The sequence below is a fragment of the Microcoleus sp. CZ3-B2 genome (assembly GCF_036705055.1).
Taxonomy (GTDB): domain Bacteria; phylum Cyanobacteriota; class Cyanobacteriia; order Cyanobacteriales; family Microcoleaceae; genus Microcoleus.
The window spans coordinates 79210-91127 of sequence record NZ_JAUBTN010000017.1 but is presented as its reverse complement, the minus strand read 5'-3'; the positions used below and the strand labels follow the sequence as shown (position 1 = coordinate 91127).

At 45.4% G+C, this 11918-nt stretch carries 12 protein-coding genes; 6 read left to right on the top strand and 6 right to left on the bottom strand.

All coding sequences use genetic code 11. From position 1 onward, the window contains the following. Positions 1 to 102: 102 nt before the first annotated feature. Positions 103 to 276 carry a hypothetical protein gene (locus tag QUA97_RS10550; RefSeq protein WP_194066265.1) on the bottom strand — a complete coding sequence of 58 codons (174 nt, stop codon included), beginning with the start codon at positions 274 to 276 and terminating at the stop codon, positions 103 to 105. 191 nt (positions 277 to 467) lie between these two features. After that, entirely contained in the window at positions 468 to 728 is a 261-nt protein-coding gene (locus QUA97_RS10545) for a hypothetical protein (protein WP_194011035.1), read from the bottom strand. A 317-nt stretch (positions 729 to 1045) separates the two neighbouring features. Between QUA97_RS10545 and QUA97_RS10540 the strand changes: the two genes are divergently transcribed. The 3 genes from QUA97_RS10540 to QUA97_RS10530 all read left to right on the top strand — a co-directional run bounded on the left by QUA97_RS10540 (position 1046) and on the right by QUA97_RS10530 (position 3655). After that, entirely contained in the window at positions 1046 to 1597 is a 552-nt protein-coding gene (locus QUA97_RS10540) for a DUF2854 domain-containing protein (protein ID WP_194066264.1), read from the top strand. Between the two features lie 495 nt (positions 1598 to 2092). Then, on the top strand, positions 2093 to 3163 hold the full coding sequence (locus QUA97_RS10535) for an FAD-dependent monooxygenase (protein WP_333194564.1): 1071 nt from the start codon (positions 2093 to 2095) through the stop codon (positions 3161 to 3163). 24 nt (positions 3164 to 3187) lie between these two features. Next, positions 3188 to 3655, top strand: a complete 468-nt coding sequence (locus QUA97_RS10530) for a DUF3598 family protein (protein WP_194066262.1) — start codon at positions 3188 to 3190, stop codon at positions 3653 to 3655. A gap of 123 nt (positions 3656 to 3778) precedes the next feature. Here QUA97_RS10530 and QUA97_RS10525 read toward each other — a convergent pair whose 3' ends face one another. Both QUA97_RS10525 and exaC read right to left on the bottom strand, forming a co-directional pair. Then, positions 3779 to 4126, bottom strand: a complete 348-nt coding sequence (locus QUA97_RS10525; protein ID WP_194066261.1) for a DUF779 domain-containing protein — start codon at positions 4124 to 4126, stop codon at positions 3779 to 3781. A 165-nt stretch (positions 4127 to 4291) separates the two neighbouring features. After that, a complete protein-coding gene (gene exaC, locus QUA97_RS10520) occupies positions 4292 to 5812 on the bottom strand; it encodes an acetaldehyde dehydrogenase ExaC (RefSeq protein ID WP_194066260.1) in 1521 nt (506 codons plus the stop codon). Positions 5813 to 6110: 298 nt separating this feature from the next. Between exaC and QUA97_RS10515 the strand changes: the two genes are divergently transcribed. After that, entirely contained in the window at positions 6111 to 6848 is a 738-nt protein-coding gene (locus QUA97_RS10515) for an A/G-specific adenine glycosylase (protein WP_194066259.1), read from the top strand. A gap of 192 nt (positions 6849 to 7040) precedes the next feature. On the opposite strand, the gene QUA97_RS10510 is transcribed toward QUA97_RS10515, so the two are convergent. Together QUA97_RS10510 and QUA97_RS10505 are read right to left on the bottom strand one after the other, a co-directional pair. Next, a complete protein-coding gene (locus tag QUA97_RS10510) occupies positions 7041 to 8285 on the bottom strand; it encodes a sensor histidine kinase (RefSeq protein WP_194066258.1) in 1245 nt (414 codons plus the stop codon). Positions 8286 to 9080: 795 nt separating this feature from the next. Further along, the gene (locus QUA97_RS10505; protein WP_194066257.1) at positions 9081 to 9692 is read right to left on the bottom strand and encodes a thylakoid membrane photosystem I accumulation factor; all 612 of its coding nucleotides are present in this window, start codon (positions 9690 to 9692) and stop codon (positions 9081 to 9083) included. A 426-nt stretch (positions 9693 to 10118) separates the two neighbouring features. Here QUA97_RS10505 and QUA97_RS10500 point away from each other — a divergent pair, with 426 nt between their 5' ends. Together QUA97_RS10500 and QUA97_RS10495 are read left to right on the top strand one after the other, a co-directional pair. After that, a complete protein-coding gene (locus tag QUA97_RS10500; protein WP_194066256.1) occupies positions 10119 to 11021 on the top strand; it encodes an undecaprenyl-diphosphate phosphatase in 903 nt (300 codons plus the stop codon). A gap of 80 nt (positions 11022 to 11101) precedes the next feature. After that, entirely contained in the window at positions 11102 to 11869 is a 768-nt protein-coding gene (locus QUA97_RS10495; protein ID WP_333194563.1) for a class I SAM-dependent methyltransferase, read from the top strand. The last annotated feature ends 49 nt before the right edge of the window (positions 11870 to 11918 follow it).

Here is an 11918-nt window from a genome sequence, read left to right as displayed (position 1 = left end):
TTGACTGTTGACTAACAACTAACAACTAACAACTAACCACTAACAACCAACAACCAACAACTAACAACTAACAACTAATGACTAATGACTAATGACTAATGACTAATGACTGTTAAAAGTACGCTTAAATTCTTCTAACAAATCGTCAATTTCCTCGATCGCCTGACTGACATCGATTCTCAGAGATCCCAAGTCCGATCGATCTAACAGCCGCACGAGAGATTCCCGCTTGATTTCGATTTCTGCTACGCGCTCTTTAATTGTCTGTGCATCCATTGTTTTTCGCCTTTGCTACTATTAACAAAAATATTTGACATTCCCCCTGCGAACAGACGAGAATTTTTAATTCGCCGACATGGATTTCTGAGTTCGTCCTTCACTGTTTTTTATATTGTAAGTGACGAACGCGATCGGGGTTTTTGAATCTGTGTTATATTTTGATTGTACCTCAAAAAATGAGCTAAACTTCAACGCAGAAAAGGCGGACGCTTAGAATCTGCGGGTTTGTTTTTCATCACTTCAGTTAAAAATCGCTTCAGAGCTTTCTCGCGATTTTTCATAAAAGCCGACCAAAATCCCGGTTGATATTCGTCCATCGTCTTGGCTAGGGCCCAGACATCGATCGCTAAGATATTATAAAGCCTTTCATCTTCGCGTTTGAGCGAGTTAATCTGCTCTAGAACCGACTTGTTTGTTACCGCAGTTTTTCTGTCTTCGTCTTTGATCATGTCCGAAAATTGGTTGAAAGGGCAAGATGGTCGATCGCAAGTTCAAATCTCTATACTTTAATCATACTGCCGATCTCGATTGCCTTCTGGAACCCGCGCCACACAATTTACACGGATATTTACCAGTCGCAAGGCCGCTGGGGAAAGCGGGATAAGTTTTGGGCGAGAGACAAGATTGTGCGCGCACAGCCCTCCCGCCCTTATTGACGCTAGCAGTTTTCGCAGGTATTTTGGCAAAAAAACTAAATTTTTTCCATACTTTTTGCCCGATAATAATTAAAGTATCTTGTTTCTGTCGGACTACTTACCTCACGAATATGTTACGTAAAACTTCTTTAGCAAGCCTAGCCTTAGTTGTGGGCGGTATCCTAGCAGTAGTCGGTTTCTATGCCTACTTCACCGACAAACCTACCTTAAATCTAGCCGGTTTTTTTTATGGAATTCCGCTGTTGTTGGGAGGGTTAGCGCTGAAAGCAGCCGAACTCGAACCAGCGGAGTTCACCCAACCCACCTCTCCCGAAGTTCTCCTCCTGCGAGAAAGTCAGGCCACGGAGACTCAAAACCAAGTCCGCAAAGATATCACCCGATTTCGCTACGGCCAACCCGCGCACTTAGATGATTCTCTGGAGCGCTTGGGGCTGGCCCCGACAGACGAGGAACGGCCTGTCCTCCAAGGGTTGCGGGAAGTAGATGTGGATGGTGCTTACGGGTTAATTCTAGAGTTTTATTCGCCACTGATACCGATCGAAGTTTGGGAAGAAAAGCAAGAAAAAATAGCTAAATTCTTTGGCCCGGGTTTGGATGCACAAGTCACTCAAAAGCCTGATGAGAAAGTTGAGTTGGCTTTAATTACCAGTCCTAAAGCTTAATGTGGTTTTAAGTTTTGAGTGCGAGAATTTTCAATTTGGAAAAAAGCATTTTTTTTATTACTCGTTACCAGGCTCTGCCTGGTAATGCAGGTGCGGAGGCTCTGCTTCTTTTTACCTCGCGACTTGTGGAGATAGAAAAGCGTGACAGATGCTTGAGTTATTAACTTTTCGTTCCTGAGTGTGAGAATTTTCAATTCACCGATTATATTATGTGCGGTCGATCGATCGCAATCAAAACGATTCGATCGTTCGGACGTTAGTTATAGGAAAAAAAAAACTAAAATCCGAAGGATCAAACCAATAGGATCGTTAAAGCTGACATGATATTAATTATTCATCCTGCATCGCTTCCAATACTGATTTTAGCGACAGCTTGAAACCTGTCGCTATCAGCAAAAGCTCGATCGCCCGTTGAGATTTTGCCCAAATCTTATTTTATGTAATTATAATATTCCTTGAGGAGCGATCGACCATCTTAAATCAGGAGCAGCACAAATGGTTCCGTCCCAGACCCGGATAGGTATTATCGGCGCAGGAACATCAGGATCGTATCTGGCAATTCTGCTGATTCAACAAGGGTTTCAGGTTGATTTGTTTGAAAAAGCACCCCATCCGCGCACCGACGGCTGCGGTATCCTGATCGTACAACCAGGTATGCAAGCACTGCATCAAGGCAACCCGGAAATTACCGAAAAAATTATCAATTCGGGCGATGCTGTCAAAGTATTCGAGTTTCGCAACCTGCGCGGCGGTGTCATCAATTCCGAACCCGTCACCTACGAAGAAAACGAACTCCCCGGAATGCTGGTACACCGCAAAGCTATATTAGAAGCAATCCTCGACGAATTACCCCCAGAATGCCTTCATTTTAATGCAGAATTAGCATCGATCGCCCAAACCGAGCACAGTGCCATCGCCCACTTTAAAGATGGCAGTAAATGGGAAGGCGACCTGTTAATTGGTGCCGATGGAATCGTCTCAAAAGTTCGTCAATCTATAGTTCCCAACGTAGAACTATTCTATTTAGGCGATATCGTTTGGCGAGGAATAGTCGAAGATAATAGCTTCTGTCCAGAAGGAAACTTTTTTGTGTATGTACGCGGTAGGGGAATTTATGCCAACTTCTTTCACATTGGTGGAGGGCGCACTCATTGGGGTTTCTTTATCGAAAAAGAACGCGCCGACTCCGAAATCGGAAAACTGCAACCAAATAATACTATCATTCCTCCCCAAGAACTAGCAAAACTCCCAGACGATGCCAGAAAACTAATTGAATCAACCCCAGTCGAAAATATAGTCTGTCGTTTTTCCTACGACATTGACCCCCTACCAAAAATCTATGATGGTCGTGTTATCTTAATAGGAGATGCGGCCCACGCCAAAAGTTCCACACGCGCTAGAGGAATGACTTCTGGTTGGGAAGATGGTTTGTATTTAACCAAACATCTCGCAGAGAGTGCGAATATTCCCGAAGCGCTAGAAAATTTTCAAGCTGAAAGACTTCCAATAGTCCACGAATATCAACGTACTAGCCGTGAAATGAGTCTGAAAATAGGTCGCCGCTAGAAATAGCAAATAGGAGCAATCCCGATGTCAGAAAATATATCTTACCCTCCTGATTTAGAAAAAGTACCGGAAATTTTCACACGTCACATTGGCACTTGGCAAGGCGAGTACATTAAAACCGATACTCGCGGACAGTTTGCTCGCAGCTTCTTCGGTAATTTTACCGTAACGATTGAAGGAAGTCACTACCGACAAATTAATAATTACCAATACTCAGACGGTTCTCGCCTCCAGCTTAATTTTCAAGGAGAGTTTGAAAATCAGATTTTGAAACTGTCTTCTAGCAGTTATTCTGATTTTGCGGCAATTGCGTGGGATGCCGGCCAAGAAACCGTTTGCTTTCGGGCAACTAAAACCCAAGATAACGCACTGATAACCTTCGTTGAAACAATGACATTAATCAGCGAAAATCAGCGAGTTCGCAGCACTCAAGCCTTTAAAAATGGCATTTTTGATGGCATCTCATTTATTGAGGAAATGCGTTTGCCCTAAACAAAGTAAACACCGCAAAAAACGCCCAACTTCTCAATAGAAATATTATTTCTCTCTTTCCTCTTTCTCTGCGCCCTCTGCGCCCTCTGCGGTTCATTGCAAATAAAATTAAACTAAACAAAGTCAATCAGCATTAACAAATAAGCTGGAACGAGTAATAAAACGCTCTCCATCCGGCCCTTCCAGGGAAAAATCGCTGCCTCCGGGCCCGGATGCTACGTCAATAATTAACTGCGTTTTCTTCCAATGTTCGTATTGCTGCGCTCCAATATAAAAGGGACAACCGCCTATTTCGCCGAGTAATACGTCACCATCACCGATTATCAATTCGCCATCGGGAAAGCACATGGGGGAACTACCGTCGCAGCAACCGCCGGATTGGTGAAACATCAATTCTCCGTGTTGAGTTTTGAGATGGTTGATTAATTTTAAAGCGGCTTCTGTGGCTGTGACTTTTTGGATATTTCCCATTTTATCCTGTTTGTGTAGCAATTTTATTTTGTTTGTGAATGAGATTTTTTTTTATTAACCGCAGAGGGCGCAGAGGGCGCAGAGAAGGAGAGGAAAGAGAGAAAGAAGGAGTTGACGAATTCTTGAAGTTGGTCCTTCTTCCTTTTTTTTTCAGTATTTAAAGCCTTAGAAGAAGCCTAAAGCTTTGGGGCTGTAGCTGACTAATAAGTTCTTGGTTTGTTGGTAGTGATCCAACATCATTTTGTGATTTTCGCGGCCGATACCGGATGATTTGTAGCCGCCGAAGGCTGCGTGGGCGGGATACAAATGATAGCAGTTTGTCCAGACGCGGCCTGCTTGGATGGCGCGGCCCATGCGGTAGGCGGTGTTGATGTCGCGAGTCCAAACTCCTGCACCTAAGCCGTAGAGGGTATCGTTGGCAATTTCTAAGGCTTCGGTTTCGTCTTTGAATGTGGTAACAGCTAATACTGGGCCGAAGATTTCTTCTTGGAAAATTCGCATTTTGTTGTTTCCTTTGAAGACTGTTGGCTGGAAGTAATAGCCTTCTTGCAAGTCGCCGGATAGGATGTTTCTTTCGCCACCAATTAGACATTCTGCGCCTTCGGCGTGTCCGATTTTGACGTATTCGGCGATTTTTTCCATCTGGTTGATGGAGACTTGCGCGCCTAGGGCGGTTGTCGGATCTAGGGGGTTGTTTTGTTTGATTTGGCGGATGCGATCGATCGCCCTTTCCATAAATCTATCGTAGATTGACTCCTGAATTAACGCCCGCGAAGGACAGGTGCAAACTTCGCCTTGGTTGAAAGCAAACATCACAAATCCTTCGACTGCTTTGTCGAGGAATTCGTCGTCTTGGGCGCAGACATCTTCAAAGAAAATGTTGGGGGATTTGCCGCCTAATTCTAGGGTGACGGGGATGACATTTTGGGAGGCGTACTGCATAATCATCCGGCCCGTAGTTGTTTCGCCGGTGAAGGCTACTTTGGCAATGCGGGGGCTGGTGGCGAGGGTTTTGCCGATTTCGGCACCGGGCCCGTTAACGACGTTGATTACGCCGTCTGGTACTAAGTCCGCGATGATTTCCATCAGTACCAAGATTGAGGCGGGGGTGGGCCCGGCTGGTTTGAGGACTACGCAGTTACCGGCGGCCAGGGCTGGGGCGAGTTTCCAGGCGGCCATTAGGATGGGGAAGTTCCAAGGGATGATTTGTCCGATGACACCTAGGGGTTCGTGGAAGTGGTAGGCGACTGTTGTGCCGTCGAGTTCGCCGATCGACCCTTCTTGGGCTCGGATGCAGCTTGCGAAGTAGCGGAAATGGTCGATCGCCAGCGGGATGTCTGCGAGGCGGGTTTCGCGAATTGGTTTACCGTTGTCCCAGGTTTCGGCGGTGGCTAGGCGATCGAGGTTTTCTTCCATGCGATCGGCTATTTTGTGCAACACCCGCGCCCTGTCTGCTGGGCTCGTCTTACCCCACTTGTCTTTCGCGCTGTGGGCGGCATCCAGTGCCAATTCTACATCCTCGGCGCTCGATCGGGGGATTTGACAAATTGATTTTCCTGTAATTGGAGAAAGGTTTTCCGAATATTTCCCTTTCACCGGCGCTACCCACTTACCGCCGATAAAGTTGTCGTAACGACCTTGAAAAATCGACTGATTGCCGGATTGAACAGGTGCTGCTACTACCATTTTATTACCTGCTTTAAATTTGTTTTTGCGGACTGTTGAAATCTCTTAAATGTCAACTATCGTCTATTCTTTGGGACTTCGGTCATTTTTTATACAAAATTTTACATTGTTGGTTGATTTGAGATTAAAGTATTTGAGCGGTTTATGGGTCGGGCGGATGCTCGACCGGGCTTTTTTTTATTAACCGCAGAGAACGCAGAGGACGCAGAGCGGGAGAATAGAAAGAGAGTTTTAAAGTTTATTTAAATCTGCTATTATATAAGTATAATCCTGGCAAGTTATCAAAAATACCAATCAAATGCCTGCATTAAATGCCGCTGTTTTGGATTCTGATGTCGAACTTGGATCGAAGCATTTGAACGCACCGAAAATCAAGTGGTTCCGCCGCCGGCTAAAAGTTTGGGCCGGGCAGAATTTCCGGGATTTTCCTTGGCGGCGTACCTGCGATCCCTACGCGATTTTAGTGGCTGAGTTGCTGCTGCAAAAAACTACTGCTGCTACTGTGGCTCCAATTTATCAGGAATTTGTCGGTCGGTATCCGACTATCTCCGATCTGGCTGCCGCGCCTGCTGCGGAAGTTGCTAGTTTGTTGCAGCCTTTGGGTCTGTTTTTTCGGGCGCAAAAGCTTCAGGAATCGGCGCGGGTTATCCTGGAAATATATCGGGGAAATGTTCCCCGCACCGAAGCTGAGTTGCTGAAACTTCCGGGAGTTGGAAAGTACATTGCGCGATCGGTTTGCGCTAATGCTTTCGGACAGCCAAAAGCTGTGATCGATACGAATGTTGCTCGGATTTTGCAGCGTTTTTTTGGGATTGAGGGCGGTAAAGTAAAATCGCGATCGCCCGAACTTTGGCAAGCTGCAGAACAAGTCGCTCCCAAACAGCAAGTCGGGTATTGGAATTTAGGACTGCTGGACTTTGGGGCGGCAGTTTGTACTGCCAAAAACCCCCGCTGCTGCGAGTGTCCGCTGCAACAGCAGTGCGAGTACAAAATTAGCAGCGAAATCAACGATCGGCTAATTTTCCTAGTTAATTAACAAATATTGTACGGCATTTGTAGGGGCGATTTTCCAAACATTTTCTGATTTTCCCAACTAAAAATAAAAATGAATAACCCTTGAAACAGGCTGGTTCATGATAATTATTCGCCCCGATATCCTGTCCGCTCGATCAACTGCAACCGCGACGGGTTCGCAGTGCGGGCGACCGTCCGCACTGCGAACATTTAATTAACTGTGCCTGAGCGGAATCTCTATGGTAAATTTAGTACCTTTTCCAGGTTCAAAAACATACTTTAACTCTCCTTTGTGCTGCTCTACAATTATCCGATAGCTGGCAGCAATTCCCAATGTCCGGCTGTCTTCTATAGGTTTTGTTATCAAAAATGAATCGGAAATTTGCGCTGCGATATTTGGGCTAGTTGCCAGGCCGTTATCAGCAATTTCAATGGCAATCCGCTGAGCATCTATCACCTTAGTGCCAATCACAATCATCGGCTTAAAGTTGACCGATTCCGACTCGCCCAGCTCTTGACTCGATTCTTCTAAAGTATCGATCGCGTAATTGATAATATTCAGAAAAGCTTGATTGAGCTGACCTGCGTAACACTCAATTTGCGGCAGATTTCCGTATTGCTTCATCACCTTGATATCCCGCCTCCCCTCGCGGGCCGGTAAGCGGTGCTGCAACAATAACAGAGTGTTTTCTAAACCGTCGGAAATATCGAATAACTGCCAGCCAGAGCGATCGCTGCGGGAAAAATCCTGTACCGATAAGATAATTTGCCGGATGCGATCGCTCCCGGTTCGCATGGAACTCACAATTTTTAATAAATCGTCGAGTACAAATTCCACATCCATATCTTGCTGTTTTTCCAGAATCTCCGAGTCGGGATTGACTAGGTATTTTTGATACAATCGCAGCAGTTCTATTAAATCTGTAGCGTAAGTTTGGACGTGAGTGAGATTGCTGTAAATAAAAGTAATGGGGTTGTTAATATCGTGGGCGATACCAGATACCAATTCCCCCAAACTAGACATTTTTTCAGTTTGCAGCATTCGATCGCCCGACAGTTGCAATTTTTGCTGAGTGCAATCCAACTCCAGCCTCAAATCCCGCGCTCGCTTCCCCGCGCGTACCCGCCCCAACAATTCCTGCTTAACTATCGGTTTAAACAGAAAATCGTCAATCAGCCCCTCCAATTCTGGAACTTCTGCAAATTGCTCTGGTGTTGTCAGCAGCACAAAATAAGTAGCCGCCAATTCTCGATCGGCTTTCACTAGGCGGCACATCTCCAACCAGTTGATTTGAGGCGAATTCCCGTCGCAAAAGATCGCATCCGGGGAGAATTCCCTCGCCAAATTTAAAGCATCCTTACCGTCGAGGGCGACTCTCACTTGATGTCCCTCCCTCTCCAGTAACTCTTGCACGACTTCAAAAGTCGCAGCCTCCGCGATCGTCAAAATCTTTGCCATAACACCATCTCCACAACTTATTCTTTAGGATACAGCCACTAGAATTGCCCAGAGTTTCATCAGATTGGATTGTTAGCTTACGCTTCTTTTGTTAAATTCACTTATACTGGGTTTTTAGCATCTCCTAATTTTTGATTAACATAATATTGTCACCACAGTTACCAAACTCCAGCCGAGAGTTACAATCACCGCCAGCCCACTTTTATATTATAATAACAGCGTAATTTTACGGCAAAATTTCAAACAAAAAAATAAACTTTAAACCAAGCATTTGAGACTGGCAAGACGGGAGGATCTCCTGCATTACAATCAGCGATTACCATCCGCGAGCGAGGACGATCGCACTATTATAGATCAATACAAAACACCGGATGCTCTCGACCAAACTTTCTCTAGGCATGGCTAATTAATTCTTACTAAACCCGCCAGGGAATAAATTCCCTGTCTGCAAGCGAAAGTCGTCAGTCGCCGACTAAAATATGGATTTATAGTCGGCCGCCTACGACTTGGGAGCATCTCATTTTTGTAAAAAGCATTTTTTAATTATAGTGCGAGCATCCCGCTCGCGAGCGGGGACAGCACCATCATTAAATGCAAAATATCAGATGCTCCCGACGACTTTAACTCTAAGATTTTGGTTCAGTAAAACCCTGGCTGGCTATAGCTTTAAGGAGAATGAATTAACCAGGTTTTTCTGGCTGCGATGCAGCGCACTTTACACCTGTATGACACCGAAAAATATCTTTCTGGAATCATTTAAAATTGCAGCAACAATTAGCAGTCGGCCCTTAGATATTACTTCGACAATTCGACGTTGAGTTCGTTCACTATACGGCGTTTCAGCGGGAGGGATTTTTCTCGGGGCAGCAAGTCAAATACTTTCCGAAAGGCATCGTCTACTTGTTCAAACGGTATTTGTCCTTTCTCGTTAAAAACTACTTTTCCAGATTGGTCTAAAATGACGGTTTGAGGTACAAAACCTTCGTAATAATGACCTGGTTCGGTGAGTTCCGGTGACGGTTGCGGAGGCAACGAGTCAACGCTTATCGGCATGATATCTGCCTCGCGGCCGTAAAATTCCTGGAGTTGAGATACGACGATCGCGTATTGCTTGCTGTCGCTGCTGTCGTCTGTGTAAAACACTAACAATGCCGGTTTGTTGCGTTTGAAAGAATCTGTAAGCTTGACTTTAGGAGGAACTAGGGAACCGTTGCCGGCGTAGAGGGCATAGATAGTGCCGTCGAAGCGATCGTCCGTGAGACTTGCGAAGGCTGGCGGTGTGCCCGCGAACAGTATCAAGTTAAAGGCGATCGCCACTGTTAAAATACTGGCTGACAAGATTCGCCGCAGCAAGCGGATGCCAGAATCAGCATTAACAGTTAATTTTTTGGATGCAGAAAATATCATAGGTTGTTGGCAGTTGCTGTAAGCTGGCTTCATCAAAAACAAAAACTTTTTTAAGTTTATCAGCAAATGTATGCAAATGTTCCTGAGTAGGTTAAAGTAGTTTGGAATAGACTATGATAATTTGCTTGTTGTTGCGATCGACCGCCAGGATCTCAATTAATGCAAAAAGTATGTTGTTATAGTACCCTCCCCCCGATCGAGTATCGTATATTCTCCCTAGGGGGCGACAAAACAACCAATTCAAAACAGAGATGCTACCCTACGGACAAGGCGATTCAACTGACAAAATATCGCTATTTGGGCTTTTCAGCGGAGGGCTGGAAGTTTCCGCACCACAAGAAAAATTATTTTTTGTGGGCTTGACTTCTAGCTTCTGAAAATAGTGCAAAATGTCCAATTCAACTGATAACTAGAAACAGACAACTAATGATAGCTTTGCTTGACGCATTCCTCGCCCAAACGCCCGCTGCTGATGTTGGCGGGCCCGCTCCACTCAATTTGGTGCAGACGATTGTTTTAGGAATTGTACAGGGATTAACGGAGTTTTTACCAATTAGTAGCAGCGCTCATTTGAAGGTAGTGCCGATCGCCCTAGGATGGGGCGATCCGGGGGTTGTTTATACTGCTGTGATTCAGTTAGGCAGCATTGTCGCCGTGCTTTGGTATTTCTGGAAAGACTTGACAAATATAACTCTGGGTGCAGTCAACGCTGTGGTGCAGCGCGACTACAAATCGCAAGAGTTTAAAATGGCATTGGGGATTGCTTTGGGAACAATACCTATAGTCTTTTTTGGGCTGCTAATCAAGATATTTGTTCCAGATTTTGACAAATCGCCGCTGAGGAGTTTGGCTAGCATCGCCATTGCTTCGATTTTCATGTCGCTGCTGTTAGCAATAGCCGAAAAAATTGGCAAGCGCGATCGCACTTATGAAAATCTAACCGTCCAAGATGGTATTTTGATGGGATTAGGTCAAGCAATGGCATTGATTCCGGGGTGTTCGCGATCGGGTTCCACCCTAACAGCAGGATTGTTTCTGGGACTGGAAAGAGCCGCCGCCGCGCGGTTTTCTTTTTTATTAGGAATTCCGGCAATTACTCTGGCTGGATTAGTAGAATTGAAGGGTGCGTTGAGTTCAGGAATCGACAGTGCTGGACTTGTGGCTTTGATAGTGGGAACGATTTCGGCCTTTGTGTTTTCCTATTTGTCTATCGCGTGGTTGATGAAGTTCCTACAAACCCAGAATACGTGGGTGTTTGTGTGGTATCGGCTGGCCTTTGGCGTGGCTATCTTGACCGCGATTGCAGGTGGAGCATTGAGAAATAGTTAATAGGTGAAATAAGCTTAGCAGGAGCGAATTTAGCCGCTCCTGCCCTACAAAATAGCAGCAAACAAGGACAAAATTAAACTATGAGCGCACATCAAAAATCCATCATCGACCAATTCACCCGTCAGGCTGTGCCATTCGCCAACTTGTACGGCCATACAAATCAAGAATCTCTGGATTTATTGATGAAAATGGCCAACGTATCTGACAAGGATACAGTTCTAGATGTTGCTTGCGGCCCCGGTATTGTTGCTTGTGCTTTTGCGGCAGTTTCCCATCACGTTACTGGCATCGATTTAACACCAGCAATGCTAGAACAAGCCCAGATTTTGACCGAGCAAAAAAACTTGACTAATCTCTCGTGGTTGCAAGGCGATATCGAGACGCTACCGTTTCCCGATGATAGTTTTTCCATTGTGCTGAGTCGTTACGCTTTCCATCATTTTTTGCGCCCCGATGTTGTACTGTCGGAGATGGTTCGGGTGTGTCGCCCGGGCGATCGCGTTCTAATTGCTGACGTAGTAATGCCGCCGGAAAAAGTTGATGCTTACAACTATATTGAAAAACTGCGCGATCCATCTCACACTCGCGCTTTGACTCTGGAAGAGTTGCCAAAATTAGTTGCTGATGCCAACCTTCACAATGTGAACTTGGCATTTTACAAAGTAGAATTAGAACTAGAAAAGCAGTTAGCGGCTTCTTTTCCAAACCCAGGGGATGGCGATAAGCTGCGACAAATTGTTAGAGATGATATTGGTGTTGACAGTCTGGGAATTGGCGCACATTTGCGAGGGGATGCAATTCATTATGCGGTTCCCATCGCTGTGATTGTGGGGGAAAAAGCAAAGTGATAGTTAACAAGTAAAGGGAGCATCTCAGTTTGGCAAAAAGATTTTTTTT

Excerpts from the sequence above, each read along its gene's own strand:
- QUA97_RS10495 (WP_333194563.1), top strand. The coding sequence starts at position 11,102 with ATGAGCGCACATCAAAAATCCATCATCGACCAATTCACCCGTCAGGCT.
- QUA97_RS10510 (WP_194066258.1), bottom strand. The coding sequence starts at position 8,285 with ATGGCAAAGATTTTGACGATCGCGGAGGCTGCGACTTTTGAAGTCGTG.
- QUA97_RS10540 (WP_194066264.1), top strand. The coding sequence starts at position 1,046 with ATGTTACGTAAAACTTCTTTAGCAAGCCTAGCCTTAGTTGTGGGCGGT.
- QUA97_RS10535 (WP_333194564.1), top strand. The coding sequence starts at position 2,093 with ATGGTTCCGTCCCAGACCCGGATAGGTATTATCGGCGCAGGAACATCA.
- QUA97_RS10500 (WP_194066256.1), top strand. The coding sequence starts at position 10,119 with ATGATAGCTTTGCTTGACGCATTCCTCGCCCAAACGCCCGCTGCTGAT.
- QUA97_RS10505 (WP_194066257.1), bottom strand. The coding sequence starts at position 9,692 with ATGATATTTTCTGCATCCAAAAAATTAACTGTTAATGCTGATTCTGGC.
- QUA97_RS10515 (WP_194066259.1), top strand. The coding sequence starts at position 6,111 with ATGCCTGCATTAAATGCCGCTGTTTTGGATTCTGATGTCGAACTTGGA.
- QUA97_RS10550 (WP_194066265.1), bottom strand. The coding sequence starts at position 276 with ATGGATGCACAGACAATTAAAGAGCGCGTAGCAGAAATCGAAATCAAG.
- QUA97_RS10530 (WP_194066262.1), top strand. The coding sequence starts at position 3,188 with ATGTCAGAAAATATATCTTACCCTCCTGATTTAGAAAAAGTACCGGAA.
- QUA97_RS10545 (WP_194011035.1), bottom strand. The coding sequence starts at position 728 with ATGATCAAAGACGAAGACAGAAAAACTGCGGTAACAAACAAGTCGGTT.
- exaC (WP_194066260.1), bottom strand. The coding sequence starts at position 5,812 with ATGGTAGTAGCAGCACCTGTTCAATCCGGCAATCAGTCGATTTTTCAA.
- QUA97_RS10525 (WP_194066261.1), bottom strand. The coding sequence starts at position 4,126 with ATGGGAAATATCCAAAAAGTCACAGCCACAGAAGCCGCTTTAAAATTA.